The organism is Streptomyces sp. NBC_01439 (assembly GCF_036227605.1).
Taxonomy (GTDB): domain Bacteria; phylum Actinomycetota; class Actinomycetes; order Streptomycetales; family Streptomycetaceae; genus Streptomyces.
The window spans coordinates 1,349,993-1,376,378 of sequence record NZ_CP109487.1; the positions used below are offsets into that span (position 1 = coordinate 1,349,993).

At 71.7% G+C, this 26,386-nt stretch carries 25 protein-coding genes and 1 pseudogene; 12 read left to right on the top strand and 14 right to left on the bottom strand.

Annotated features, from left to right (window positions below; genetic code table 11):
- The first annotated feature begins 125 nt into the window (after positions 1 to 125).
- The 3 genes from OG207_RS06270 (at position 126) to OG207_RS06280 (ending at position 2,267) form a co-directional block, all read left to right on the top strand.
- A complete protein-coding gene (locus OG207_RS06270) occupies positions 126 to 596 on the top strand; it encodes a hypothetical protein (RefSeq protein WP_329107467.1) in 471 nt (156 codons plus the stop codon).
- 63 nt (positions 597 to 659) lie between these two features.
- Complete coding sequence (locus OG207_RS06275) at positions 660 to 1,391, top strand: DUF4913 domain-containing protein (protein ID WP_329096647.1); 732 nt, start codon at positions 660 to 662, stop codon at positions 1,389 to 1,391.
- A gap of 525 nt (positions 1,392 to 1,916) precedes the next feature.
- The gene (locus tag OG207_RS06280) at positions 1,917 to 2,267 is read left to right on the top strand and encodes a hypothetical protein (protein ID WP_329096649.1); all 351 of its coding nucleotides are present in this window, start codon (positions 1,917 to 1,919) and stop codon (positions 2,265 to 2,267) included.
- A 290-nt stretch (positions 2,268 to 2,557) separates the two neighbouring features.
- Here the strand turns inward: OG207_RS06280 and OG207_RS06285 are convergent, their stop codons facing one another.
- The 6 genes from OG207_RS06285 to OG207_RS06310 form a co-directional block, all read right to left on the bottom strand.
- Positions 2,558 to 2,947, bottom strand: coding sequence for a hypothetical protein (locus OG207_RS06285; protein ID WP_329096651.1), 390 nt, complete (start codon positions 2,945 to 2,947; stop codon positions 2,558 to 2,560).
- A gap of 26 nt (positions 2,948 to 2,973) precedes the next feature.
- Complete coding sequence (locus OG207_RS06290; RefSeq protein WP_329096652.1) at positions 2,974 to 3,834, bottom strand: Fpg/Nei family DNA glycosylase; 861 nt, start codon at positions 3,832 to 3,834, stop codon at positions 2,974 to 2,976.
- Positions 3,835 to 3,854: 20 nt separating this feature from the next.
- Complete coding sequence (locus OG207_RS06295; RefSeq protein ID WP_329096654.1) at positions 3,855 to 5,108, bottom strand: hypothetical protein; 1,254 nt, start codon at positions 5,106 to 5,108, stop codon at positions 3,855 to 3,857.
- A gap of 64 nt (positions 5,109 to 5,172) precedes the next feature.
- Positions 5,173 to 5,829: a class I SAM-dependent methyltransferase gene (locus OG207_RS06300; protein ID WP_329096656.1), complete on the bottom strand. Its 657-nt coding sequence runs from the start codon at positions 5,827 to 5,829 to the stop codon at positions 5,173 to 5,175.
- 72 nt (positions 5,830 to 5,901) lie between these two features.
- Positions 5,902 to 7,965 carry a SpoIIE family protein phosphatase gene (locus OG207_RS06305; RefSeq protein WP_329096658.1) on the bottom strand — a complete coding sequence of 688 codons (2,064 nt, stop codon included), beginning with the start codon at positions 7,963 to 7,965 and terminating at the stop codon, positions 5,902 to 5,904.
- A gap of 7 nt (positions 7,966 to 7,972) precedes the next feature.
- Entirely contained in the window at positions 7,973 to 9,283 is a 1,311-nt protein-coding gene (locus OG207_RS06310) for a DUF6777 domain-containing protein (RefSeq protein ID WP_329096661.1), read from the bottom strand.
- Positions 9,284 to 9,447: 164 nt separating this feature from the next.
- On the opposite strand from OG207_RS06310, the gene OG207_RS06315 reads away from it, so the two are divergent.
- Genes OG207_RS06315 through OG207_RS06325 form a run of 3 tightly spaced genes read left to right on the top strand, consistent with a single transcriptional unit; the run spans position 9,448 to position 12,346 of the window.
- Positions 9,448 to 10,356: a YndJ family protein gene (locus tag OG207_RS06315; RefSeq protein WP_329096662.1), complete on the top strand. Its 909-nt coding sequence runs from the start codon at positions 9,448 to 9,450 to the stop codon at positions 10,354 to 10,356.
- Entirely contained in the window at positions 10,353 to 10,886 is a 534-nt protein-coding gene (locus OG207_RS06320) for a DUF1990 family protein (protein ID WP_329096664.1), read from the top strand. Before OG207_RS06315 ends, OG207_RS06320 begins: the two co-directional genes overlap by 4 nt.
- 20 nt (positions 10,887 to 10,906) lie before the next feature.
- Positions 10,907 to 12,346 (top strand): lipase maturation factor family protein, encoded by a 1,440-nt coding sequence (locus OG207_RS06325; protein WP_329096666.1) that lies wholly within the window; start codon positions 10,907 to 10,909, stop codon positions 12,344 to 12,346.
- On the opposite strand, the gene OG207_RS06330 is transcribed toward OG207_RS06325, so the two are convergent.
- Positions 12,332 to 13,315: an NAD-dependent epimerase/dehydratase family protein gene (locus OG207_RS06330; protein ID WP_329096669.1), complete on the bottom strand. Its 984-nt coding sequence runs from the start codon at positions 13,313 to 13,315 to the stop codon at positions 12,332 to 12,334. The two genes, OG207_RS06325 and OG207_RS06330, sit on opposite strands and share 15 nt — an antisense overlap.
- Positions 13,316 to 13,543: 228 nt before the next feature.
- Entirely contained in the window at positions 13,544 to 13,717 is a 174-nt protein-coding gene (locus tag OG207_RS06335) for a hypothetical protein (protein WP_329108300.1), read from the bottom strand.
- 329 nt (positions 13,718 to 14,046) lie between these two features.
- Here OG207_RS06335 and OG207_RS06340 point away from each other — a divergent pair, with 329 nt between their 5' ends.
- Complete coding sequence (locus tag OG207_RS06340; RefSeq protein ID WP_329096670.1) at positions 14,047 to 14,553, top strand: hypothetical protein; 507 nt, start codon at positions 14,047 to 14,049, stop codon at positions 14,551 to 14,553.
- 27 nt (positions 14,554 to 14,580) lie between these two features.
- Here OG207_RS06340 and OG207_RS06345 read toward each other — a convergent pair whose 3' ends face one another.
- Positions 14,581 to 16,080 carry an SDR family NAD(P)-dependent oxidoreductase gene (locus OG207_RS06345; RefSeq protein ID WP_329096671.1) on the bottom strand — a complete coding sequence of 500 codons (1,500 nt, stop codon included), beginning with the start codon at positions 16,078 to 16,080 and terminating at the stop codon, positions 14,581 to 14,583.
- 325 nt (positions 16,081 to 16,405) lie between these two features.
- Between OG207_RS06345 and OG207_RS06350 the strand changes: the two are divergent.
- Positions 16,406 to 17,140: pseudogene (locus OG207_RS06350) on the top strand (DMT family transporter); the annotation flags it as partial.
- 102 nt (positions 17,141 to 17,242) lie between these two features.
- Here the strand turns inward: OG207_RS06350 and OG207_RS06355 are convergent.
- On the bottom strand, positions 17,243 to 18,556 hold the full coding sequence (locus tag OG207_RS06355) for a transglycosylase family protein (RefSeq protein WP_329096673.1): 1,314 nt from the start codon (positions 18,554 to 18,556) through the stop codon (positions 17,243 to 17,245).
- Between the two features lie 196 nt (positions 18,557 to 18,752).
- On the opposite strand from OG207_RS06355, the gene gndA reads away from it, so the two are divergent.
- Positions 18,753 to 20,198, top strand: a complete 1,446-nt coding sequence (gndA, locus tag OG207_RS06360) for an NADP-dependent phosphogluconate dehydrogenase (RefSeq protein WP_329096674.1) — start codon at positions 18,753 to 18,755, stop codon at positions 20,196 to 20,198.
- A gap of 236 nt (positions 20,199 to 20,434) precedes the next feature.
- On the opposite strand, the gene OG207_RS06365 is transcribed toward gndA, so the two are convergent.
- Genes OG207_RS06365 through panD form a run of 3 tightly spaced genes read right to left on the bottom strand, consistent with a single transcriptional unit; the run spans position 20,435 to position 21,849 of the window.
- Positions 20,435 to 21,076, bottom strand: a complete 642-nt coding sequence (locus OG207_RS06365) for an arylsulfatase (protein ID WP_329096677.1) — start codon at positions 21,074 to 21,076, stop codon at positions 20,435 to 20,437.
- Positions 21,073 to 21,414: a GNAT family N-acetyltransferase gene (locus OG207_RS06370; protein ID WP_329096679.1), complete on the bottom strand. Its 342-nt coding sequence runs from the start codon at positions 21,412 to 21,414 to the stop codon at positions 21,073 to 21,075. The genes OG207_RS06365 and OG207_RS06370 overlap by 4 nt, the downstream gene beginning before the upstream one ends.
- A 15-nt stretch (positions 21,415 to 21,429) precedes the next feature.
- Positions 21,430 to 21,849 carry an aspartate 1-decarboxylase gene (panD, locus tag OG207_RS06375; protein ID WP_329096680.1) on the bottom strand — a complete coding sequence of 140 codons (420 nt, stop codon included), beginning with the start codon at positions 21,847 to 21,849 and terminating at the stop codon, positions 21,430 to 21,432.
- Positions 21,850 to 22,503: 654 nt separating this feature from the next.
- On the opposite strand from panD, the gene OG207_RS06380 reads away from it, so the two are divergent.
- Both OG207_RS06380 and OG207_RS06385 read left to right on the top strand, forming a co-directional pair.
- A complete protein-coding gene (locus OG207_RS06380; protein WP_078909523.1) occupies positions 22,504 to 22,674 on the top strand; it encodes a helix-turn-helix domain-containing protein in 171 nt (56 codons plus the stop codon).
- A gap of 74 nt (positions 22,675 to 22,748) precedes the next feature.
- Complete coding sequence (locus OG207_RS06385; protein WP_329096683.1) at positions 22,749 to 23,570, top strand: serine/threonine-protein kinase; 822 nt, start codon at positions 22,749 to 22,751, stop codon at positions 23,568 to 23,570.
- Between the two features lie 53 nt (positions 23,571 to 23,623).
- Here OG207_RS06385 and OG207_RS06390 read toward each other — a convergent pair whose 3' ends face one another.
- Positions 23,624 to 24,580: a tyrosine-type recombinase/integrase gene (locus OG207_RS06390; RefSeq protein ID WP_329096685.1), complete on the bottom strand. Its 957-nt coding sequence runs from the start codon at positions 24,578 to 24,580 to the stop codon at positions 23,624 to 23,626.
- A 542-nt stretch (positions 24,581 to 25,122) separates the two neighbouring features.
- On the opposite strand from OG207_RS06390, the gene OG207_RS06395 reads away from it, so the two are divergent.
- Positions 25,123 to 26,304 carry a serine/threonine-protein kinase gene (locus OG207_RS06395; RefSeq protein WP_329096687.1) on the top strand — a complete coding sequence of 394 codons (1,182 nt, stop codon included), beginning with the start codon at positions 25,123 to 25,125 and terminating at the stop codon, positions 26,302 to 26,304.
- The last annotated feature ends 82 nt before the right edge of the window (positions 26,305 to 26,386 follow it).

Here is a 26,386-nt window from a genome sequence, read left to right on the forward strand (position 1 = left end):
CCGCTCCGCGAGCCGCTCGGTGAAGGCTCGGGACTGACGAACGGGACGCTCGAAGCGCGGGAGAAGGTGGAACGGTGCAGCCCGAGGGTAGTAACGGCACCAGTGACGGCGGGCTCGCGGTGCCCATGGCCTGGCTGTACGCCGAGTACATCGCGGACGAACTGCTGCGCACGGGCCGGCTCATCCCGGCCAGCACCCTGGAGTTCAGGGCCGGACGGGACACGCTCGCCCTGACGATCTACCTCTCGGACGCGGCCGGCGAGCTCTCCGGCATCCGGGTGGTCTCGCAGCTCGACGAGTGGCTGTCGCTCACGGCGTACGGACACCCGTGGCGCGACTGGGTGCACACCCGGTTCCTCGCGCTCGGCGAGGAGGCCCGGGAGCGCGGCGACTGCGCGGACCCCGATCTGGAACTGGCCCGGGCGGCGTGGCGCTGGCTGGACAGCACCGAACTGTTCGCCACCAACCTCGACCCCGGGCGGCCCGACGACGACCACACCGACATCGCGCCGGGCCTGGACGAGAACGCGCGCGTATGGACGCCGGCCTGGCAACTCGGTCTGCCCCTCGGCCACTTGGCGATGCACTTGTTCTGACAAAGCCACGAGCACGGACACGGGTAGAGGACGCTGAACTCGTATGATCAGCACACTCCTCACGTGGCTCGAAAGGCACTCATCAGTTCCATGGACAGCAAAGCGATCGAGAACGCGCAGCGGGTGGCGGCGCGGGTGACGGCCGAAGCCGATGGCGATGCCTGGAAGGAACACCACTGGACGGTGGCCCGCTTCCTGGCCGGTTCCCGGTCGGCCGCCGAGGAGGACCGCTGGAGAAGGCAGTTGAACGACTGGCGGGAGCGGCTCGTCGCTTCCCTCGCGGCGGACGCCTTCGCCGAGGTCGCCGAATCCCAGGACCTCCTCCTGGGCTGGCTCCTGACGGAGCTCCGGCGCAGCGACGACGCCCTCGGCTCGCTGCTGGCGTTGTACCCCCTGCCCCGGCCGAAGCCGGAACCGCGTTCCGTCTTCCCGATGCCGGCGTCGGAGGTCTACGGCGACGGACCCGAGTTCTACTTCAGCGACGTCTTCGCCTTCGTCACCGACTACCTGGCGGTCACGATCCGCCGCCCCCTGGACGGTACGTCTGCGACCTGGTGTCCGCTCTGGTGGGAGCACCCGGAGGCGGGGGCCCGGCTGTCCGCGCTGTGGCTGGCCTGGGAGCACCTGCGCCACGATCCGGCCCTCGGCATGACGACGTGGTGGATCCAGCACGCCGATCCGCACCTGCGGGTCCTGATGGACCCCCGCCAGGGCCCGTTCGCCGCGTGCTCGCCGAGGGGGCACGCGCAGGAACCGCTCGCCCCGCTCCCGGTGGAACCGTACGAGCCGTCGTAGACCGCCGGCGCCCGTGCCTGCATCCCCGTTCCGCCGGAGGTCGCCGGGCTGGGGCCGGTCCAACGGAACGGCACCGGCCGGAGCGCCTTGTGCTCACGAGTTGCCGGGGCAGTCGGTCTCGGTCCAGGTCGCGACGAGGTCACGGCAGACGACGGCAGGTCCAACGGTCGGCTGCTGCCGAGTCCCGCAGCTCCTGAGGGGCTCCGCTACGGATGGGACGGGGTCAGGGGTGGTGGCAGCGCCGGCCGGCTGCCGGGCAGGTCCCCCGGCGTCGGTGAGATCGGTGCTCTCTTTCGTGAGTTCGACCAACTCGCGGTCCGCTTTGAGGCCACCGTCCGGATCGCAGTCATCAACGAGTGGCTCTGACCTTGTTCGCCACGCTCGGTCGGAGAGAAATCCGGTACCGCTGCAGGAGGCCAGGCCCTTAGCCTGCAGCCCATGCATCAGCCTCGAAGGCGCGACCGGCGCCTGACTCGCCGCGTGTCGTCAGAGCCGGGGCAGCCTCAGGCGTTCCGGCTCCCTGACGTGGGTGCCGATGTGGTCCTGGTCGGCTACTTCTCCGCGAAACAGAAGGACTTCGAAACACTCATGGCGTCGGCAGCCACAGAACTGGCAGCGCACGGCGCTCGGGTCGTCGCGCAGATCGTGCAACGACGAGGCGTCTCGAACGGCGGGGTCCGCAAGATGGGTCTGCCCTACTCTTCGCGAACCCTGCTGTCCTACGGGAAGGTCCGCGAGGTGGCTCTGGTGTGTGAGCAAGCCAACGCTGACGCAGTGATCTTCGTTGCCTCCTTGACGGAGCGCCAGCAGCGCACGTTGACAGAGATGCTCGGCCGCCCCTCCGTGAGTCTCTCTGACATCCTCGCTGCCAACTGACGACCCACCCGGAACGGGTTGCTGAAACCGACCCTAGTCGTCGGCTGCGACGAGCAGGGTGAGTGCGGCTGCGGGGCGGTCGATGAGGATGGGGCCGTAGCCACGGAACGCGTCCTCGAGAAGCCGTCCGAGCACATATCGGGTGGTCCGTCGATCTGCGGCCTGACCAGCCACTGTTCTCGACCCACCGGCCGCCGGCTGAGGCGCCTTGCCGCTGGACGGCGGGGCGAGTTGGTGCAGAGGGCTGCGGGGTGCCGTCCCGCAATCGCGGCGGGATGACGGAACAGCCGTCAGCCGCGGTCGGCCGGGTCCATCACCAGGCCGGTGAAGTCCGCCTCGTTGCGCTCCGCCCGGGTGACGTACCACCGGGCGATGAGCCACATCACCGGATACACCAGCAGGCCGAGCGCCACCCAGACCAGCGGACCCGACGCCTCGCGCGACAGGGCGAACGCCAGCGGCAGGGTCCCGATCAGCGATACGAGCGCGGCCAACGCCCCCAGAGCCGCGCGCAGTTGGCTGCGCATCAAGGCCCGGACGTAGGTGGCCCCGAGGGTCGTCTGCTCGGAGATCTCCGAGCGGGCGGGGGTGTGCGCGGGCGGCCGGCGGCGGGCGCCCCGGGGGACCCCGGTGACGATCTCGCGCCGGGGCGCCGATTGTTGTTGCTGCTCCTCGGCCATCGTGGCGGAGTCTACGCAGCGCCCGCCTATTTGAGGAGGCGCGAAAGCCGCCGGTCCGCGAGCGGCTTCCCACCGGTCTGGCAGGTGGGGCAGTACTGCAGGGACGAGTCGGCGAAGGACACCGAGCGCACGGTGTCCCCGCACACCGGGCACGGCTCACCGGCCCGGCCGTGCACTCGCAGGCCGCTCTTCTTCTCGGCCTTGAGTTTTCCCGCGGCCACCCCGTGGGCCCGGCCGACGGCTTCGCCCAGAGTGCTCCGCACGGCCTCGTAGAGCTGGGTGAGCTGCTCGTCGGTGAAGGAGGCGGCGAGCTTGAACGGTGAGACCCGGGCCGCGTGCAGGATCTCGTCGCTGTAGGCGTTGCCGATTCCCGCGATCACGCTCTGGTCCCGCAGCACGCCCTTGATCTGGCGCCGCTCCCCCTCGAGCAGCGCGGCGAAGGCGTCCCGGTCGAATCGCTCGGCGAGCGGATCGGGGCCGAGGCGGGCGATGCCGGGCACCTCCTGCGGGTCGTGGACCACGTACACGGCGAGGCGCTTTTGGGTACCGGCCTCGGTGAGGTCGAAGCCGCCCCCGCCCACGAGGGAGACGCGCAGCGCGAGCGGCCCCTTGCCGGGGCGCGGCGGCTGCGCGGGCAGGGTGTCCTGCCAGCGCAGCCAGCCGGCCCGGGCCAGGTGCGTGACGAGGTGGATCTCGCCGACCGGCAGGGCCAAGAACTTGCCGTACCGGGCGGTGCTGCCGGCGGGCTGCCCTTCGAGGGCGGTCAGCGGTGGGTCGTAGGTCTTGAGCACGCTCACGGCGAGCGGGAGGACGCGCTCGACCACCCGCCCGGTGAGGTGCTCGTCGAGGTACTCCCGCAGGGCCTCGACCTCGGGCAGCTCCGGCATGGTCCCAGCCTGCCGCCGCCTCAGGCGAAGCGCGAGCTGGGCACCGGGCCGGGCGAGGCGACGCGGTCGCGTGGCGCGGTGAGCCAGCCGTCGCGGACGGCGGTCACGAAGGCCCGGAAGGCCTCGTCCGGGTCGGACGGGGTCGCCCCGTCGCCCTCGTCCGGGTCGGCGGCGGCCTGCGCGATGTCGCGGGCGATCTCCTCCTCGGGCCGCGGGTCGTCCTTCCACGGCGGGGAGACGAACTGGCACAGCAGCGTGCTGAAGTCTGCGCTCACGGCGGGCGGGTCGGTCCAGCAGGTGGCGTGCTCGGACAGGATCTGGCCGTCGGTGCGCGCGTACAGGGTGCGCAGGAGGTCCGGGTCGGTCGCGTTCAGGTCGTAGGCGACGACGAGGGTGTCCGTGCGGGCGGGCTCGTACGGTACGGCGGGCAGTCCCAGCACGCGTGCGGCGGCGAGCCCGAGGATCCGGTCGGCCCGGCCGGGCAGCAGCGAGACCGTGGCGGGGCGGCGCCCGGCGGCCTCCAGGGCGAGCGTCAGGCGGGCGAGGCCCCGGCGGCACTGTTCGTGGGTGTCCCCGAGGTAGGCGTACCGGCCGGTCATGCCGGCGTCCCAGCCGTACCCGGAGAGCGTGCCCAGGAGACCGCCGGTCAGGCCGTAGTGCCAACCGCGCAGGTCGGCGCGGCCGAGCGGATCGGCGTGGCCGGCCGCTTCCTGGGCCCGGCGGGCCCGGTCGGTGCGGTACAGCCGGTGCTTCTGGCGGTCGTGGGCGCCGGACCACTGCGGGTCCTCGGGGTCGGGGAGGGCGCCGCCGATGCGCGCGGCGGTGTCCAGGTCCCCGGCCAGCAGGGTGTGGTGCACGAGGAGGTACGTCTCGGGCCAGGCGGGCAGCCCCGGGCCGCGGCCGGAGAGCAGGTCGACGACCTCGGCGTGCCGGTTCTCGTCCTCCAGGGCGGACACCAGCTCGGCGAGGAGCGGCCGCGAGTCGGGGAGCAGTCGCAGTCCCTCGCGCAGCGGTGCGACGGCGAGGAAGGCTATGCCGCGCTCGACGCATGCGTAGCCGAAGTCGTAGAGGGCCTGGGGCTCGCCGGGCCGCTTGGCTGCGGCCTTGGCGGCGCCGGCCAGGTCCTTGAACCCGGCGGCGTCGGCAAGGGCCCTTGTGGCCTTGGCGAGTTCGGTGATCGATGCCGTCTCGGCGTGCGGCCGGAGGGAGCGTACCGCTCCGGGCAGATCGTTCGTCTTCAGGAATCGGCGCACTTCATCTATGGCGTTGGTCATCGCCCCAGATCCTCACGGAGCGGGGCCGGGCGGCGCAACGGACTTTCCCGCTGCGCCGCCCGGGTCAGATCCGGGCGATCAGTGCGTACCGCTCGTCGGTGACCGGTCCGCCCCACAGCTCGGTGTTGCCGCTGAGCGGCTCGACGCGCAGGTCGGACACCAGGGGCCGGACCGCGGCGGTCAGCTCCGCGGCGGTGATCCCGCCGCACCACGGGAGCGATTCGGCTCCGGCGACGTAGGGCGCGCCGCTCTCACCGGCTTCCCGCCACCGCCCCTCGACCAGGACGAGTCGTCCTCCCGGGCCGAGCCGCGCCACCCACGCGCGGAGCGCGGCCCCGGGATCGGGCAGGGTCCACAGCAGGTGCCGGCAGAGGAGCACGTCGTACTGCTCCTGCCCGGTGGGCGGATCCGCGGCGTCGCCGATGAGGAACCGTCCCGTCAGGCCCGCGGCCGCGAGTTTGGCTTCGGCCCGCTCCACCATCCGGGGTGCGAGGTCCACGCCGGTCACCCGGTGTCCGGCCTCGGCCAGCAGCAGGGAGAGCGACCCGGTACCGCAGCCGACGTCGAGGACGTCGGCCGGCGCGGTGGGCAGCCAGGATCCCAGCAGCCGGGCCCATGCGGCGCGGGTGTGCTCCTGCCGCAGGCCATGATCCGGTTCGTCGTCGAACGCGGCCGCGGCGGCGTCCCAGTACGCGGTGATGGCGGGGGTGGGTTCGTACATGGCGGTGATCCTGCCAGCCGCCACCGACAACCGGCATGACGCAACGTCGTCCCCGGGCGGGCCCGGGGGGGCTCAGCCCATCACGAACTCGCACCACACGCATTTGCCGCCGCCCCGCGGCTCCACGCCCCAGACGTCCGCCAGGCGGTCCACCAGCATCAGGCCCCGCCCCGAGACGCCCGACTCCCCCGCCTCGCGGCGGCGCGGCAGTGCGCTGGAGCGGTCCTCCACCTCCACCCGAAGCCGGCGCTGCGGACCCGCAAGGACCCGTAGGGTCACGATGGCCGGGCCGTCCGTGTGCATCAGGGCGTTCACGATCAACTCGTCCGCGACCAGTTCGATCTCGTCGGCCCGTTCCCGCGCGCCCCACGACCGCACCGCCGCACCGATCATGTGCCGGGCCGCCACCAGGGCCTCCGGGTCACCCGGGGCCACGTGCTGCTGGAGGCGCCCGCCGCCCTCCTGCGCGGCCACCACGTGGCGGCGCAGCAGGAGCAGCGCCATGTCGTCGTCCCCGCCCCGTTCGTCGACGATCTCGCACAGCAGGTCCGCCAGGGCCTGTAGGTCGGCCGGTCCGCGGCGGATGTGGGAGGTCAGGAGCTGGATTCCGTCGTCGAGGTCGGCGCCGGGCTGTTCCACCAGGCCGTCGGTGCACAACAGCACCGTTTCCCCGGGGTCCAGCTCCACCGTGGTCACCGGGTACTCCAGGCGGCCGAACTCCGCCGAGAGGCCGAGCGGCATCCCGCCCGCCACCGGGAGCCGGTGGCAGTCCCCGTCGCGGGTGCGCAGCAGCGGGTCGATGTGGCCCGCCCGGACCACCTGGAGGACGCCCGTCGAGAGGTCGGCCTCCACGTACGTGCAGGTCGCGAACCGGTCGGTGTCCAGCTCGTGCAGGAAGACGGAGGCACGGGCCATGACCGTGCCGGGCGAGTGCCCCTCGGCGGCGTACGCGCGCAACACGATCCGCAGCTGGCCCATGACGGCCGCCGCGTGCGTGTCGTGGCCCTGGACGTCGCCGATGACGGCGCCGACCCGGCCGCCGGGCAGCGGGATCACGTCGTACCAGTCGCCGCCGATGTCCTGGCCCATCCGGGCGGACCGGTAGCGCACGGCGATCTCCCCGCCGGCCACCGAGGGGATCCGTCGCGGCAGCATGGCCTGCTGGAGTCCCTCGGCCAGGTCGTGCTCCTGCTCCAGCAGCATGGCCCGCTGCAGGCTCTGCGCGATGCTGCTGCCCAGGGCGACGAGCAGGTTGCGCTCTTCCTGGGTGAAGCCGTCCTTGTCCTGGTAGAGCAGTCCGATCGCGCCGATCGGGCGGGCCTGGGCGATGAGCGGCAGGTAGGCGGCGGCCGAGATCCGCATGTACGAGATCTTCGCCCAGAGCCCGGGGTAGTCCCGGGCGAATTCCTGCGCGGAGTCGAGGAAGCGCGGCTCCAGCGAGCGGACGACCTCGCTCATCGGGTACTGCTCGTCGATGCGGGTGTAGCGGGTACCGGGGACGAAGCTGTCCTCCGGGCCCTCGGCGACCAGGTGGATCCGGCCGGCTTCGACGAGGCCCATCACCATGCCCATCGAGCCGAGCCGTTCCAGTCCGTGGGCGTCGCCGATGACGTCGATGACGTCCTGCACGGTCCGGGCGTGCGCGAGGGCGGCGGTGGTGGACTCGACCACCGACGTCTGGCGGCGCCGTTCCTCGTCCAGGCCAAGCCGCTCCGCCGAGTGGCTGAGCTCGTCGGTGGCGTCCCGGACGATGCCGATGATCCGGTACGGGCGGCCGTCCGGGCCGCGCATGACGCGGCCCTGGGTGTGCGTCCAGCGCAGCCGCCCGTCGTGGCAGCGGATGCGGAAGTAGGCGCCGTAGCTGTCCTCGCCGCTCTTGAGGGCGGAGGAGACGAGGGCGTCGAGCCGGGTCGCCTCGGTGGCGGGGACGCGCGGGTTGAGCGACTCCGGCCGGCCGTCGTACTCCTCGGGAGACGCATCGAAAACGTCGAGGGCGGCTTCGTCCATGTGCATGAGACCGGTGATCAGGTCCCAGTCGAAACTGCCCATGCGGTTCAGCGAGAGCGACCGGTCCGGGTGTGCGGGCCAGTCGTCCGGCAGCGATACGGTGGTCGGCACCGATCCACCATGACACACGGGCCGGTCAGGCGCTCTCCAGCGGATGGCCCCCGTCCGACGGCTGCGGCTGCAGGTCCGGGTCCGGGACCGCGTTGGGGTCGGACGGGTTGTAAGGGGCGTACAGGTCGGACGGGGTGTCCGGGTTGTAGGGATCGACGGGGGCGGCGGGGTCGGCGGGCAGCGGGCCCGATCCGTCGGGTTCCGGGGGAAGCAGCCCCAGCTCACCGGGGTCCAGCGGCGGCAGGCCGGCCAGGGGGTCCGAGGGATCGGCGGACGGCGGCCGCTGCTGCGGCTGCTCCGGTTGCTGCGGCCGGGTGGACGGGTTCGTCGGCGTGCCCGGCTTCCGCGGCAGGTTCCCGCCGGGCGGGTTCTTCGCGGCCTGCGGGTCCTGCGGGTCCTGTGGGCAGTCCGTCACCCCGGGCGCCGGCGCCTCGGGGGCGTTCGGCGAGGTCGGTGAGGCCTGGTTCGGCGGGCAGGGGCCGCCGGACGCGGATCCCGGCGGGGTGACGGGCCCGTCCGGGATGCCGGCGGACGGGTCGTACGCGGGCAGCACCTTCGGGGGCCGGTCCTGCGCGCCGTCATCGCCCCGCTTGCGCTCGATCCAGGTGTTGTCGGCGATGTTGACGATCACCAGGTTGTTGATCACGTGGGTGGTCGGTTCGATCACGACGACCTGGTTGGCCTGGTAGCCGCTCCACGGGTCGCCCTTGTGCACCGGGGATCCCTTCGCGGTGCGCGGGGAGGCCAGCGGGTTTCCGCAGCCGCAGCGCACCCGGGGCATGCCGTGCTCGTCCACGAGGACGGCGGTGCCGGCCTGGAGGACGGACTGGAAGCCGTCGGCGGCTCCGTCGCGGAAGGCGTGGTTGGTGACCCGCGTGTCGGCGCGCAGGACGACGGGCGTCAGGCCGCGCAGGAATTCGGGGATCTTCCCCTCTTCGATGTTCGACGCCTCGGCGAAGGCCTGGGCCTTGGCCTTGTCGTCGGTCAGGAAGCGGACCTGCTGTTCCACGTCGCAGCTGCCGAGCCGCTGGGTGCCGCCGTACAGGCCGGGGGTGGCCGCGTTGACGGTCCGGATGCCCTGGCCCGTCGGGTTGGGCAGCGGGGGCTGTACGGGGGCGGACTCGGCGGTGGCCGAGGAGGCCGTGAAGGGGTCGGGGCCGGCGGAGGCCACGGGCTGGAGGTAGACCTCCTGGCTCTCGGCTCCGGGGGCGCCCGCCGGCTGCTCGGGGCTGGCGCACGCCGCGGCGAGGAGGCCGAGGAGGGCGAAGAGGGCGGCTCCGGCGGGCGCATGACGCCGCGATGCCTGACGTGGTGTCGGAAGTGACGATCCGTTCACTTGAATCTCCCTGTTCGCCCCGGTTGCTCACCTCTTGTCTGCCGCATCAGTGCGGGAGCCGCAACCGGAGCGCACCTTGAACATGTTCAAGTAACACCGTAGGCTCACCACCGTGAGTTGAACGCGTTCAAGGCGTTGGGCCGCGGCGTTGGGGGGAGTCCAGGGTGACGGTACTGGTGAACGTGATCGTCACCCTGGGCATGCTCTACGTCGTCCCGGCCGGCCTGCGGCTCATCGACCCGGACCGGCTCCTGCGCACGGCCCGCTGGTGGCCGCTCGCCGCCGCACCCGGGGCCCTGTGCCTGTGGCTGCCCCGCGGACTGCCCGCCACCGCGCTCGCCGCGCTGTACGCGGCGGCCTGCCTGGCGCTCGCCGCCCGGGCCCCGGTCCGGCTGCTGCGGGCCCGCTCCCTGACCCCGCCCGCCGTCGCCGTCGCCACCGCGCTGGTCTCGCCGTCGATCGCCGCCACCGCGCTGGTCGCCGAGCGCGCCGGATACCGGCTCTTCGGCTTCGACCTCGACATCCTGGCGCTGACGGTGCCCCACTTCCACTTCGCCGGGTTCGCCGCCGCCCTGGTCGCCGGGCTGGTGTGCCGCGCCCTGGGCGGCCGCGCCGGGACCGACGGCCTCGCGCGCTGGGCCGCGTACAGCGTCCCGGCGGGCACCCTGCTCGTCCTCCTCGGCTACTTCGTCGACGACTGGGCCGAGCTGCTGGGCGCAGTGGTCCTGACCGGCGGAATGTGGGCCGTGGCCCTGCTCACCTGGCGGGAGGTCCGACCCGCCGGCGCGGACCGGACCACACGGACCCTGCTCGCCACCTCGGCGGCCGTGCTCGTGGCCACCATGCTGCTCGCCCTGTGGTGGGCGGTCGGCGAGGCCACCGGGATCACCCACCCCACCCTGACCTGGATGGCCGCCACCCACGGCCTCGGCAACGCCCTCGGATTCGCCCTGTGCTCGGTGCTCGCCTGGCGCCGCCTCGCCGGCGACGCACGCACCGCCGACCGCCCGGACCACCACCCCCTCACCACCACCAGCACCGCCACCACCGACCGAGTGGAGACCTCGCCATGACCCGCCTCATCAGCGCCGGCCGGGACACCGTCAACTACCCCGACCGGGGCGCGACGGCCCACCGGCCGCTGCCCGCCGGATACAACCACCTGCACCACCGCGCCCGCCTCGGACACGGCCGGGCCGTCTTCGAGGCCGCCGGGACCGCGGTCACCACCTTCGAAGCCCACCGGACCTCGGGCATGCGCGTGCGGGCCGATGCCGGCGCGGTCCGACCCGGCAGCTGGGTGATCGTCGGGATCGGACTCGGGCCGCTGCGGATCGATGCTCCGTGCGAGGTGATCTGGACCGCGTACGAACCCGCCCGCATCGGTTTCGCCTACGGAACCCTGGCCGGGCACCCCGAGCGCGGGGAAGAGTCGTTCATCGTGGACATGGACCCCGACGGCACGGTGTGGTTCACGGTCACCGCCTTCAGCCAGCCGAACGCCTGGTACACCCGCCTCGCCGGCCCGGTGATCCCCTTCCTCCAGCTGAGCTACGCCCGCTGGCTCGGACACAACCTGCGCAAGCTGGCCGCCACCGGCTGACCGGTCCGATACTGGAGGCGATGGACTGGTTCACGGCGCCCGGATACTGGCTCGCCCGGCTGGTCTTCCAGCGGGCCCTGGCCGGGGTCTACCTCGTCGCCTTCCTCGGGGCCGCCCTGCAGTTCCGGGCCCTGATCGGGACGCACGGCATGACGCCCGTACCGCGCTACGTACGGTACGTGCCCTTCCGGCGCGCCCCGAGCCTGTTCCAACTGCGCTACTCGGACCGGCTCTTCGCCGGCTGCGCCTGGACCGGTGCCGCACTGGCGGCGGCCCTGGCCGCCGGGGCCGGGGACGAGGTGCCGCTGGGCGCGGCCATGGCGATGTGGGCCGTGCTGTGGCTGCTCTACCTCTCGATCGTGAACGTGGGCCAGACCTGGTACTCCTTCGGCTGGGAGTCGCTGCTCCTGGAGGTGGGCTTCCTCGCCGTGTTCCTCGGCAACGCGCGGGCCGGTCCGCCCGTACTGGTCCTGTGGCTGCTGCGCTGGGTGCTCTTCCGCGTGGAATTCGGGGCCGGGCTGATCAAGATGCGCGGGGACCCCTGCTGGCGCGAGCTGACCTGCCTGTACTTCCACCACGAGACGCAGCCGATGGCCGGGCCGCTGAGCTGGTTCTTCCACCACCTGCCGAAGCCGCTGCACCGGGTGGAGTGCGCGGCCAACCACGTGACCCAACTGATCGTCCCGGTGCTCCTGTTCACCCCGCAGCCGGTGGCCTCGTACGCCGCCGGGATCGTCATCGCGACGCAGCTGTGGCTGGTGCTCTCGGGCAACTTCGCCTGGCTGAACTGGCTGACGATCACGCTGGCCGTCTCGGCCGTGGACTTCACCGGGCTCGCGGGCGCTCCCCCGGCGGCCGCCGCGCGCACGGGTCCCGTGTGGTTCGTGGTCCTGGTGTGCGCGGTGACCGTACTCGTCCTGTTCCTGAGCCGGCACCCGGTGCTCAACATGGTCTCGCGCCGCCAGGTGATGAACCGCTCCTTCGACGCCCTGCACCTGGTCAACACCTACGGGGCCTTCGGCTCGGTCGGCCGGGTCCGGATGGAAGTGGCGGTGGAGGGCTCCGCGGACCGGGTGCCGCGCGCGGACGGGGACTGGCGCGAGTACGGGTTCAAGGGCAAGCCGGGTGAACCGGGCCGCCTTCCGCGCCAGTTCGCCCCGTACCACCTGCGGCTGGACTGGCTGATGTGGTTCGCCGCCATCTCCCCCGACTACGCGCGGGACTGGTTCGGGCCCTTCGTGGAGCGGCTGCTGGCGGGCGACCGGGACACGCTGCGGCTGCTGCGCGACAATCCGTTCCCGGACGTCCCGCCCGTCCACGTCCGCGCCCTGCTGTACCGCTACCGGTTCACCACCTGGCGGGAGCTGCGCGAGACGGGGGCCTGGTGGCACCGCACGCTCGTGCGCGAGTACCTCCCGCCGACCCGTCTCGCGGACGCACGCCGCTCAGAGCCCGAGTAGCGCGGCCTCCCGCTCCGCGGAGATGCCCTTGGTCGGCCGGTCGGGGCGCTGCGGGGCGGCGCCGCCGAGCGCGCGCAGCCAGGCCCAGGTGTCGGCCACGGTCTCTTCGACCGGCCGGCACCTCAGGCCGGCCGCCAACGCCTTGGAAACGTCCCCGCGGTGCATGTGGTCGTAGTCCTCGCCCTCGGGGAGCCAGACCGGGAGCTCGATCCAGGGCTGCACGCCCGCCTCCACGATCCGGTCCGGGTCGGTCCAGCGCAGGTCGGCGCCGCCCCCGGTGGTGGCGGCGCAGGCGTCGAGGAGTCCGCCCATCGTGGCGTGCCCGGACGGGGAGACCAGGTTGTACGCGCCCGAGCGACCCGCCGCCGCGGCGTCCAGGGTCCAGCGCGCGAGGTCGCGCACGTCGATGTACTGGATCGGGAGGTCCCGTGGTCCGGGGGCGAGCACCGGGCCGCCGCGGGCGGTGCGCTCCAGCCACCACGGCAGTCGGCCGACGTTCTCGTACGGGCCGAGGATCAGTCCGGCGCGTACGAGCAGGGCGCGGTCCGCGAAGGCGTCCAGGGCGGCGAGTTCGCCGCCCCGCTTGTCCTCGGCGTAGTCGGTCGGTCCGGCGTCCGGCGAACCCCCGACCAGGAGGCCGTCCTCGGCGAGGCCGGCCGGGGCGGGGTAGGCGTACACCGAGCGGCTGGAGACGTACGCGTACCGGCCGACCCGGTCGCGCAGCAGGCGGGCGCTGTCGCGCACCGCTGTGGGGGCGCCGCTCCAGGTGTCGACGACCAGGTCCCACTCGCCGGTATCGAGGGCGGCCAGCCCATCGGGGGCGGTGCGGTCCCCGTGGAGGGCGGAGGTGCCCGGCGGGGGCGTGTGGTGTCCGCGGTGGAAGACGGTCACCTCCCAGCCCCGGGACAGGGCGTCCTCGGTGATCGCGCGTCCGACGAATTCGGTACCACCCAGCATCAGCAGTTTCATGAGCACCAGCCTGCCGGGGCGGGTGGGGGCCGCGGAAGCGGTGATCGCCGACGGCGATCACGCTCAGGGCGTAGCCGGGAGGGGAACCTGGACCGGACCGGACCGGGCGGGGAGCCGGGGGCGGGGGTGGGGGTGGGCGGTGAACCGTGGCGGGCCGGAAACGGTGCGGGCAGGGCAGCGCCCCCGGTGCGCACGGGCACGCGGGGGCGCTTGGCACCGCTCTGCGGGCTAGTCGATACCGGGCAGGATGTGCGCTTCCGCCAGGTCGTCCTCGTACCCGGCCAGCCGGATCGGGGCGGATCGGGCCCAGACCTCAAGGCTTCCGAGTTCGTCGGTCCGGGGCTTCGCCCGCGTTCCCGTCCGCTCCGTCACGGCCGGTTCGGGCTTTGTCTTCTCAGTCACCGCGCACTCCTTCGTGTCGCGCAACCCGGTCAGCGGACCGCGCACCGGGCAAGGGATGAAAGGTTTCCGGACGCGGTGGCGCCTTAGTGGAGCGCGGCCCGGATGGGGGCCGTCTTGATGCCCCAGAGTACACATATGAGCGGACCTCCGCTCGATAGGAAGGCAAAATCCGCTGCGCCCTCTTACTTTCGCTCCTAGTTCAGCAAGTCGTGGGTCTGCGGGTACGTAACGGCTGATCTGCTCGAGCCCGGACGTGCGGGGTGCGACGGAGGGGGTCTGCGGTGGCGAGGTCCAAAGTGTCCGAGGCTCAAGTCCCTTACGTCACAAGCGTGCTGGAGCTGATGGCACTGTTGCGCGCCGACCCCGACGACCAGGGCCTGCGGACCGCGGCCCTGCTGCGCCGCTCGCGCCCCTTCGACAAAGAACTGCAGATCGCGGGCCTGGTGCACCGCCTCGGGCATTTGCTCCGTCTGAGTGACGGGACGGTTACCGTCGGGGTGGCGGCGGAGTCGATCCGCCCCCTGCTGGGCGAGCGGGTGGCCCGGCTGGTACGGCTGCAGTCGCCGGACCGGGCCGCCGTCACGGACGACGGACACCGCGACGGCGACGGTGACGGTGACGACACCGAGGCGGTCGCCACCCTGCGCCAGGCCCGGGACTCCGCCGGCGCGGCCGGCCTGGACGCGGGGGTGCTGGAGGACTGGCAGCCGCTGCTGGAACTGGTCGCGGCCGGGTCCTGCCGGACCGCGGCCTCCGGGAACGCGCTCGACCCCCTCGGTCCGCCGAAGGGGCCGAGGGGGTCGAGCGGGAGGAGCGGGCCGAACGGGGCCCGGTAGGACGGGGTCCAGAGCCGGGCTCCGGGGTTACCAGTTCGCCGGGGCGTAGTCCTTGAGGAAGACGCCGAACAAGTCCTCGCCGGCCTCGCCGCGGACGATCGGGTCGTAGACCCGGGCCGCGCCGTCGACCAGGTCGAGCGGAGCGTGGAAGCCCTCCTCGGCGAGCCGCAGCTTGTCGAAGTGCGGGCGCTCGTCGGTGATCCATCCGGTGTCGACCGAGGTCATCAGGATGCGGTCGGTCTGGAACATCTCCTGGCCGCTGGTCCGCGTCACCATGTTCATCGCGGCCTTGGCGGCATTGGTGTTCGGGTGCCCCGCACCCTTGTAGCCGCGACTGAAGACACCCTCCATCGCCGAGACGTTGACGATGTACGCCCGCCCCTTGGCCGCCTTCCGGGCAGCCTCCGCCATGGCCGGGCGCAGTGCGCTGATCAGGATGAACGGCGACGTGTAGTTGCACAGCTGGGTCTCGAGCAGCTCCACCGGGGAGATCTGGTCGATGGTCTGCACCCAGGTGTTGCTCTCGACGACGTCGGGCAGCAGACCGCCCGCGTCGATGGCGGTGCCGGCGAGGTGCCGCTCCAGGCTGGCGTTGCCCGCGACCAGGGCGAGGTCGGCGACCTTCTGCGCCTCCAGCCCGCTCACTCCGACGGGCAGCGCCGCCAGGCCGTCGACCGCACCGGAGTTGAAGGCGCCGATGACGTGGTGCGCGGGGAGCTCGCCGGCGGGTAGCGGGGCGGCCTCCCCCTCGACCAGCGCCGCGTAGGCGCTGGGCAGGCGGCGCACGGTCTGCGTCGCGTTGTTGATCAGGATGTCCAGCGGACCGGCCGCGGTCACCTGGTCGGCGAGGGCCACGGACTGGGCGGGGTCGCGCAGGTCGATGCCGACGACCTCCAGGCGGTGCATCCAGTCCGCGGAGTCCTCCATCGCCTTGAAGCGGCGGATGGCGTCCTTGGGGAAGCGCGTGGTGATCGTGGTGTGGGCGCCGTCGCGCAGCAGCCGCAGCGCGATGTACATGCCGATCTTGGCCCGGCCGCCGGTGAGCAGCGCGCGCTTGCCGGTCAGGTCGGCGCGGGCCTCCCGCCTGGCCCGGTTCTCGGCGGCGCACTCCGGGCAGAGCTGGTGGTAGAAGTAGTCGACCTCGACGTACCGCGTCTTGCAGACGTAGCAGGAGCGCGGGCGCTGGAGTATCCCGGCGATCCGGCCGGCCTCCGTGACCGAGGAGGGCAAGATGCCCTCGGTCTCGTCGTCGATGCGCTCGGCGGAGCCCGTGGCGGTGGCCTCGGTGACGGCCTTGTCGTTGGCGGTCTTGGCGGCCCGGCGCTCCTGGCGGCGGCGCTGCTTGACCGTCCGGTAGAGGCCGGCGGTGGCGCGGCGTACGGTGATGGCGTCGGGATGGTCGACGTCGATCTTGTCGAGCTCGTCGAGCACGCTGAGGCAGAGGGCCAGCCGATCGGGGTCGATACCGGGCCCGTAGGCGGACCCGGAGTCGTGGCCGTAGTCCTGGCTGTCTTCGGTCACCGTCATTGCCGCTGCCGTTCCTTGATCACTCGTCCGCATCCGCCTGCTGCGGAAGTCCTCAAAAGGGCAACTGTACGGATCCCACACGCCCGGAGCCAAACCCGCTTCCGCCTCCCTCACCCACCGCGAGCGCGTCATCACCTTATGCGGCGAACTGGTGGGTGACGGGGCGCGGCGGAGGCCGGCTGGGGGTCGACGGGGGTGGCGGCGGGGGGTGGCTTTCCGCTGCCCGCGGGGCCACGCTGCGTACTCCCGTACTACGTCGGGAGTATGACTGATCACCATCTGTGGGCGGAGGAATAGCGCAGGTGGGTCGGGCATTGTGGACCTTATGAGTGCACTGGCGCTGTCGGTCCTGCTCTGCCTGGTGTCCGCCCTGGCGTACGCGGGTGGTGCGATCGTCCAAGAACGGGTCGCGGCGAGCACGCCGGACAGCCGGTACGCCCCGCTGCGCCGGGGCGTCTGGTGGGTGGCCGTGGGACTCAACGGCCTCGGTGCGCTGTTGCACGTGGTGGCCCTCGCGTACGGGCCGCTGAGCCTGGTCCAGCCGCTGGGCGCCCTGACCATCGTCTTCGCCCTGCCGATGGCCGCCCTCTTCGTACGGCGCCGGGCTGGCGCGGCCGCCTGGCGCGGTGCGGTGCTGGCCTCGGTCGGCCTCGCCGGACTGCTGGCGCTGACCGGCGGGAGCGGACGGGCCGAGCAGGCGCTGGCGGGGGACGCGCGGCGCGTGCTGCTCGTGGTGACCGCCGGCGCGGTGCTGGTGCTGTTCCTGGCGGCGCACCGGATGCACCGGGCCGTGCTGCACAGCGTGCTCCTGGCCTCGGCCGCCGGTACCGCCTTCGGCATGGCGTCGGTGTTCACCAAGTCGGTGGCCGAGGACTTCGGGCCGGGCGCGCTGCCCGGTCTGTGGCCCGACCTCGTGGCGATCGCGGTCCTGGCGGCCGGCGGCCTGCTCTTGTCGCAGGCGGCCTACCGGGGAGCCGGGCTGACCGCACCGCTGGCCACGGTGACGGTGGTCAATCCGGTGGTGGCGGCGACGGTCGGCATCACGCTGTTCGACGAGGGCTTCCGGTACGGGGCCGCGGGCGCGACGGCGGCGGTGGCCAGCGCCGTGCTCGCGGCGGCCGGCCTGATCCTGCTCACCGTCGTGCCCGCGCACGTGCGCGGGTCAGATGCGGACCCCGTGGCTACGGAGGTACTTGAGCGGGTCGATGTCGGAGCCGTAGCCGGGTCCCGTGCGCATCTCGAAGTGCAGGTGCGGGCCCGTGGTGTTGCCCGTCGAGCCGGAGCGGCCGATGCGCTGGCCTCCGGAGACCTGCTGGCCGGCCTTGACGCCGAGGGCGGAGAGGTGGGCGTACTGGGAGTACCGGCCGTCGGTGTGCCGGATGACGACCTGGTAGCCGTAGGCCCCGGCCCAACCGGCGGAGACGATCTGGCCGGGGCCCACCGACTTGACGCTGGTGCCGGTCGCCACCGGAAAGTCGACGCCCGTGTGGTAGCCGCTGGACCAGGAGGAACCCGAGACGCGGTAGGCGGTGCCGAGGGCCGCGTCGACGGGCGCGGAGAACCCGCCCGCATCCGGCTCCTGCTGCGCTGAAGCGGGCTCCGGCGCAGGCTTTTCGACCGGCTTCTCGACCGGCTTCTCGGCAGGCTTCGGCGCGGGCTTCGGCGCGGGCTTCTCGGCCGGCTTCTCGGCGGCCGGCTCCACGGGGGTCACCGGGTCGGCGGTCCGCGGCGGCTTCTCGGGGTCCTGCCTGGGCGGCGGCGGCAGGGCGGGCCCCGTGGTGACCCGCAGGGTGAGCCGCTGCCCCGGGAAGATCAGGTTCGGGTTGCCGCCGATGGTGGTCCGGTTGGTCTCGTACAGTGCCTGCCAACCACCCTCGACGTGCTGGTCGGTGGCGATCGCGGAGAGCGAGTCGCCGGGCGCGACGACGTACGGGTTCGGCAGGACGGAGGTCCCCGTCGGGCGCGGTCCGCCACCCTGCTCCGGGGTCGTGCGCACCACGGGGGCCTGTCCCTGGCCCTGCGCCTGCGTACGTGTCTGGATCTGGGTCTGCGTCTGGGTCTGCTTCTGCGTCTGTGGGGTGACGGCGGGCGCCGGGCCGCTGCGCGTGAGTCCGGCCCGCTTCCCGCAGTCGGGCCAGGCCCCGGGCCCCTGGCCCCCCAGGACCTTCTCCGCGACCGCAATCTGCTGGTCCTTGGTGGCCAGGTCGGCGCGCGGGGCGTAGGCGGTGCCGCCGAAGGCCCGCCAGGTGCTCTGGCTGAACTGCAACCCGCCGTAGTAGCCGTTGCCGGTGTTGATGCGCCAGTCGTTCGTCGACTCGCAGGAAGCGACCTTGTTCCAGGTGTCCACGGAGGCCGCGTGGGCGACTCCGGCCCCGATGAGCGGGAGCGCGATCCCGGCCCCGCCGGCGGTGACGGCCAGTGAGGCCCGGTTGATGCTGCTCGGCTGATACCGGCGGTGCCGGCCCCGTACACCCATGGGAGCCCCCATCGAAGACATCAGGAACCGCACAACTTAACGTCACGATCAGAGCGTGACAAGAGGCGCAACGGGGCGCACGTCAAGGGAACTTGACTGTACGTCCATGAGTAAAAGATCCACCGGGGTCCGTGTGCGGGTAGTTTCGGTGCTCCCCGCCCACCGAAGGCACACCGAAGCAAGCAGGAGCGCACCGATGAGCACCAGCACAGCCCAGATCGGCGTCACCGGACTCGCTGTCATGGGCAGCAACCTCGCCCGCAACTTCGCCCGCAACGGATTCACCGTGGCCGTCCACAACCGCACCGCGGCCAAGGCCACTGCGCTGGTGGAGGAGTTCGGGCACGAGGGCGCCTTCGTGGCGGCCGGGTCGGCGAAGGAGTTCGTCGACGCGCTGGAGCGCCCCCGGCGCATCGTCATCATGGTGAAGGCCGGGGAGCCGACCGATGCCGTGATCCGCGAGTTCGTCCCGCTGCTGGAGGAGGGCGACGTCATCATCGACGGCGGCAACGCGCACTTCGAGGACACCCGGCGCCGCGAGCGGGAGCTGCGCGAGCACGGGCTGCACTTCGTGGGTGTGGGCATCTCCGGCGGCGAGGAGGGCGCGCTGCTCGGCCCGAGCATCATGCCGGGCGGCTCGACGACGTCGTACGCCTCCCTCGGACCGCTGCTGGAGAAGATCTCGGCGAAGGCCGCCGACGGCACGCCGTGCACCTCGCACGTGGGTCCCGACGGCGCCGGACACTTCGTCAAGATGGTGCACAACGGCATCGAGTACGCCGACATGCAGCTCATAGCCGAGGCCTACCACCTGCTGCGCGAGGTCGCGGGCTACTCCCCCGCGAAGATCGCGGAGACCTTCCGGGCGTGGAACCGGGGGCGCCTGGACTCGTACCTGATCGAGATCACGGCGGAGGTGCTCGCGCACACGGACCCCGCGAGCGGGCTCCCGTACGTCGACGTGGTGGCCGACGCAGCCGAGCAGAAGGGGACCGGCCGCTGGACCGTGCAGATCGCCCTCGACCTCGGGGTACCGGTGTCGGGAATCGCCGAGGCGGTCTTCGCCCGCGCGGTCTCGGGCCACGCGGACCTGCGCGGGGCCGCGCGGGGGCTTGCGGGCCCGACGGCTGCCGTGCTCGCCCCGGAGGCGGCGGAGGCCTTCGCCGCCGATGTGGAGCAGGCGCTGTACGCGTCGAAGATCGTCTCGTACACCCAGGGCTTCCACCAGATCCGGGCCGGCAGCGAGGAGTACGGCTGGAACGTGGACCTGGGCGCCGTGGCCTCGCTGTGGCGCGGCGGCTGCATCATCCGGGCCGCGTTCCTGGACCGGATCCGGGCTGCGTACGACGCGCGGCCGCAGCTGCCGAGCCTGCTGGCGGACGCGCACTTCGCCGAGGAGATCGCGGCGGCCCAGGACGGCTGGCGGTCCGTCCTGGTGGCGGCGGTGCGCCAGGGCATCCCGGTTCCCGCCTTCGCGGCCTCACTGGCCTACTACGACGCGCTGCGCGCGGAGCGGCTGCCCGCGGCCCTCACCCAGGGGCAGCGGGACTTCTTCGGAGCGCACACCTACCGGCGGACCGACCGCGAGGGCTCGTTCCACACCCACTGGAGCGGCGACCGCTCCGAAACCCGCACGTCGTAGACCTGCCGGAGCACCCCCTAGCTCAGGGGCCCGGGCTGAGGGATCGGCGCGGGCCCCGGCGGCGCGGGGACCGGGTCCGGCTCGGGTACCGGGGCCGGCACGGGCGGCACGGGCCGGGGAATGGGCTCGGGGTCGGGGAAGGGGCCCGGCCCCGGGACGGGCGGCTGCGTTTCTTCTACATCTCGCTTTCGCACCATACGGCCCACCTTCCCGCGATTGCGGCCTCTATGCCTGGCCTACCCGGCCGAGCGCATCGCCGGGCCCGCGGCCAGGCCCGCAGCCAGGCCCGGAGCCGGGCTGGAGAGCACCGGGACCGGGCCCGTGGCCAGGTCCGCGGCCCCGGCCATGGACGCCTGGGCCAACACGATGACGTCCGCGCCGGTGACGGAGTCGGCGGCCGCGGCGACGCGGGCGAGGTAGCCGGCGGTGTCCCCGGCCTCGAAGCGGTCCCAGGCACCGGCGACCAGGTGCGCGTCGATCGACACGGGCCGTTCACCGGCCTCCTCGGCCAGCAGTGCGCAGGTCGGGGCGAGGGTGGACGCCAGGGCGGCCAGCACGGCGATCCGCGCCCCCGCCCGCACCGCGGCGGCCGCCATCGGCCGGTCCACCCGGAGCACCGGCACGCCGAACGCCGGAGCCAGCCGCTCGGCGGTCGCCCCGATGGTCGAGCGGGTGACCAGCACGGGCGGCCCCGCTTGCGGGAGCAGCAGCTCCCGCAGGGCCGGAGCCACCGACTCCGCCCCTTCGGCACGGGCCCGGTCCAGCAGCTCCGGTACCACCAGGTGCCGTAGTACGGCACCTGGATGGTTCCGGTCGCGCAGGGCGTCGAAGACCGGGACGTGCACGGGCGAGGTGTGCAGCAGGAGCAGATCGGTCACCCGAGGTCGGGGGCCGCGGCGAGCTGCGCCTTGGCCGCCAGTACGACCTCGGCGGCCGGCTCGGGCGCCTCGTCGGGATGTTTGGCGGCCCAGCTCGCCGCGTACGGGCAGAGCGGTACCACGGGCACCCCGTCGGCGGCGGCGATCCCGTAGAAGGTCTTCACCAGCCCGCCCGCGATGCCGCGGCCCTCGTGCCCCTGCTCGACGACGGTGTGCACCGCGACCAGGGCGTGGGGCGCATCGGCGAGCACGAAGTACGCGATGTGGCCGACCACCGCCCCGTCCTCGACGGCGAGCAGCCGTCCGGCCTCACGGTCGTCCTGGAACTCGATCGCCATGATCCCCGACCCCGCTCAGACGGCCACGGCGTGCGGGCTGCGTCGCTGGTCCGTACCCGGCACCGGAGCGGAAGGATCCGTGCCGAGCTCGACGATCCGGTTGTCACCGTCCACGTGCACGACACGGGGCTCGAACACCCGCGCCTCGGCATCCTCGACCTGCGCGTAGCTGATGAGGATGACCAGGTCCCCGGGGTGCACCAGGTGCGCCGCGGCGCCGTTGATCCCGATCACCCCGGACCCGCGCTCCCCCTCGATGACGTAGGTCTCCAGCCGCGCCCCGTTGGTGATGTCAACGATGTGGACGAGCTCCCCGGGCAGCAGATCGGCCGCGTCCAGCAGATCGGCGTCGACGGTCACGGAGCCTACGTAGTGCAGGTCGGCCTGGGTGACGGTAGCCCGGTGGATCTTGGACTTGAACATGGTGCGCATCATCGAGGTACTCCTGGATCTATGCTCCCTGCCTGCGTTTTTGCAGGTCAAGTGCGGTTTCCCTACCCTACAACGAGTCGCAAGTTCGGTCAGCTTTCCCCATGTTTTTGAGGACTGATGCTGACCAATTGCTGACTTTTCTGACTCACCGTCAGCTGACTTCGGAGGGGTTGAGAAGCCTCACCCACTCCCCCGCCGCGACGACGACGCCAGCCTACGCAACGACCCTCGGCAGCCACTAGGACCACCTTCACTGTGACCGGAGCCACGCGAGCAGGTCGCCAGTCAGCACGCGCCGGGGGCCACCTGGCGGCGGCCCCCAGTTCTGAGAAGCGCAGTACCCCCACCCGGATGACGCTGCCCTCGAATCGCCACAGCAATCACTGGACCCGAACGGCGGAGCAAGGTAACGGCAGATCCCCGGTTAGCCAAACCGGGGATTCTCGTGACCATTGCTGTAGTCCGCACGACGACAGGGCGCCCACTGGGTGCACCTAACCCTGCCGCCGCCTGCCGGACCGCAGGCCGATCCGTTCCGGATCGGCGTAGCCGCCAAACCGAAGGAGATCCTTGCCCATAGATCCGCAGACGCCCCTCGGTAGAACAAACACCGCAGCAGTCGGACCTCACGGGCGGCGCGCCGTCGAGCCCGTGCTCATGAACACGTCCGAGGTGGCAACCATGCTGAATATGTCCACAAGCTGGGTGTACAAGGAGGCCGCCAAGCTCGGCCTGAAGGGTTACAAGCTCGGCCGAGGCAGGAACGCGAAGGTCCTCTACAAGAAGACCGAGGTCTTCAAGTGGCTGGAGCAGCAAAAGATCCATTAGCGCCGATCGCCAGCCAGACATCGCGTCAACCGATATCGCTGCGGACCTGCAGGCAAACTGACAGCATTCCGGAAATGAAGACGCACCCGTTCGAGGACGTTACTCACGTCCCGGCGCTCGAGCCTCTGCTGGCCCGGCTGGGCACCGTGTTCCAGCGGTTCGACGATCAAGACTCCGGCTGCACGTCCTACGGATTACTGGCATCGGGACAGCGCTGGTTCGTGAAGACCGCGTCGGCACCCGCAGCCGTCCCGTCATTGGACAGGGCGATGGCCGTTCACAGTGCCATCTCACATCCGTGCATCGTGGCTTTGGCGCACTCCTTCACGACGGACATCGGCCCGGTGCTCGTCTATCCGTGGACGAGCGGTGAGGTTCTCTACCACCCGACCCGGTCGCACCACGGCGGACGCGCCGCTCCCGGCAGTCCCATGGCACGGTTCAGGGCCCAGCCGCTCACCCAAATCAATATCGCCCTGGACACGCTGCTCAACGCCCATCTGGCTGTCGAAGATGCTGGATATGTAGCCGTGGATTTGTACGACGGCTGCATGCTCTACGACTTCGATCAGCAACGCATGATGCTCTGTGATCTGGACGAGTACCGCCCCGGACCCTTCACCCTGGAGGCCGACCGGCTCCCCGGCTCCAGCCGCTACATGGCACCCGAGGAGTTCGTCCGCGGCTCGCTCATCGACATCCGCACCACGGTCTTCAACCTGGGCAGGGCACTGCGTCTCCTCCTCGACGCCGGCGACGAGGAGACGCAGTGGCGCGGAACCCCCGCTCAGCTGGCGGTCATCATGCAGGCGACGGCACCTGAGCCGGAGAATCGGCTGCCGTCCGTGGGCGCCCTCGCCGCTGCCTGGCAGACAGCAGGAGAACAAACTGGCTGACGCGGCGGCGCCCACGCATCACTGCCTCGGACAGGCCACTGCTCCCCGCCTGATCACGCCGAGCTGGCGCCGGACATTACCGTCCCCGCTGGGACGACCAACTGGGAGTCCAGTCGTTCCCAGGCGCCTATGACCGCCTGGTGAGCGCCCGGGGCGAGGTGCGCGTACCGCTGTGTCGTCTGGTAGCTCTCGTGGCCGAGTAGGTGCTGGACGTCGTACAGCGACACGCCCTTCTGCACGAGCCACGATGCACATGTGTGGCGGGTGGAGTGCGGCGGGTACTGCGGAACGCGGACGATCGCACCGTCGGCGTCCGTGGAGTGCGCCCGCCTCATCGCGGGCCACCATGTCTGGGCCCGCCAGTTGGCGTCGTCCAGGAGCCGGCCCGACCGTCCCTTTGTGACGGTGGGGAAGACGACGCCCTCACGGTCGCGCTCATGCATGTGCTGGGCCAGCGCGTCGAGGACGTGATCAGGAATCGGAACCTCGCGGCAGCTCTTGGAGGTCTTCGGATACTGCTTGATCCCTGATTTTGTATTGACTTCCACCACGAACAAGCGGCCGCGCAGCCAGTCGATGCGATGCCCGTGCAGGCCGGCAAGCTCGCCCCACCGGAGGCCTGTATAGAAGGCAAGCAGCACCATCGTCTGCCACGGCTGGTCAAGCTCGTCCAGGATGGCCTGGGCCTGCGCGATCGTGAACCACTGCGGCGGCTTCACCGCCTCCGGTGGCAGAGCGATACGCCGGCATGGCGTCACCGTGATGAGGTCTTCATCCACCGCCGCTCGCATGATGGAGGACAACAGGTTGTAGGCCCGCCGGATGGCCGAAGGACCCTTCCCGTCCACGACAAGCCTCCGGACCCAGGCCTGCACGTCCAGCCTCGAGATCGCACGCACTTCCCAGTCCGACCAGTACGGCCTGATGTGAGTGCGGATGCACGAGGCATCGCCCCTCAGCGTCTGAGGCTCGACCAACCGGGCCTCCCACCAGCGGTCGTGCCACTCCATAAACTTAATCTTGCCTGCCCGAGGATCCGGAGATGCACCCCGCCTGACCTTCGCTTCCTCGTCCAAGCCCCAGCCACGGGCCTGTGAGCGCAAAGCGAACGTTTGACTGAACCGTTTGCCAGCACGATTCCTGACCGTGGCCTGCCAGTTTCCGGATGGGAGCTTACGCAAGTAGGGCATATGTACCGTCCATCGCGTTCCGCGTAATCGGTGGCTGCGGGGAGGACCGAGATCAACAGCCTGCCGAGATTTGCGCCCTCGCCTCATGCCTCGAATGCCCGCGAGACCGTCCGTCTCCCCTCTCGACCAACCCTGACGACAGCTCGCCGGGCGCCGGACGGTCGCGACCGGCGAGCAGACACTGCCGCTGCCAGCCGCATGGCCTGCCGCAGGCCCGGCAAGGCGCGAGATCCGGCCAGGCTCGCGCCCCTCGTGCCCTGATCACGACGAAAGGCCCCCAGCCTGGCCTTTTGGCCGATTAGAGTAGCCCTGGGAAACAGCGCCGATCGGGTGAGGCGCACCGGAAGGGTGAGTCGGTACGGATGAGTGGGGTACCCACGCGGATCGGTCGCTACACGGTGGCGCGGGAGCTCGGCTCGGGCGGGATGGGCGAGGTCTACCTCGCCTACACCCCTGCGGGTGACCCGGTCGCCGTAAAGGTGATCCGCAACGACAAACTGGACCCGCTGACCCGTGCCCGGTTCGAGAAGGAAGCCTTGATCGCCCGCACGGTGATCGGCACGAACCGGGTAGCCCGGTTCCTGGACGCCGACCCGTACGCGGACCAGCCGTGGCTGGCCATGGAGTACGTGACCGGGCGCACGCTGCTGGCCTGCGTGGACACCGACGGCACTCTGCCGATGCCGCTCGTGGCCAGCCTCGGCGCGCTGCTCGCGGAGGGCCTGACCGCCGTACACGCTGCGGAGCTGCTGCACCGGGACCTGAAGCCGCAGAACGTGATCATGGGCGGCGACGGTCCGATGATCATCGACTTCGGGCTGGGGGCGTTCATGGACACCTCCAAGGAGACTCTCTCGCACAGCGGGATGATCATCGGCACGGTACGGTGCATGCCGCCCGAGCAGGCCGGCGGACGGCCGCAGGTGTCTGCGGCGGCGGACGTCTACGCGCTCGGCACGGTGCTGCTGTACGCCGCGACAGGCCACTACCCGTATGACGGCACGCGCTGGGAGGCCATCGCAGCGCAGGTGACCAACCCCGAGATCGCTCCGGATCTGTCCGGGGTGCCGGCGCCTCTGGTGCCGCTACTGCAGTCCATGCTGGCGCACGAGCCCGAGGACCGGCCCGCCCTTCAGGCAGTGTCCGACCTGTGCGCGCAGGTCATCGTCGGCTGCGGGTCCAATCCCGCGGCAGCGCGGCTGGCTCTGCTCGCGCACACCACTGCCGGGGCTCCGCCCGTCGGCTCCGGGGAGCCACTAACCGCCTCGTTCGAGAAATTGCTCCAGGAGCAACCCGGCCTCGCCGAGGACGAGGCTGCGGACAGCCCACTGGATGATCCTGCCCGGTCCTCGCGCACCGAGGCTGCCGGTCAGGAGCAGGAACCCGAGGAGCCGGTCGGGCCGGAGGCAGAGCCTGAGCCCGCTGTCGGCCCCGAAACCGGTACAGCCAGGCCTCGGGCGAGCTCGGCTCGGGGCCGGGCACCAGCGTCGAAGCGGGTCGCGGACGAGCTGCGCTCGTTGTACGCCGCGGATCGTGTTCTCTGACTCCTGCACTGACAGTGCCTGCTGAGAGTCTTGTCGGAAATGGTGTGCTCGTGCCGCGTGATGCGTCGCGGGTGCACGTGGG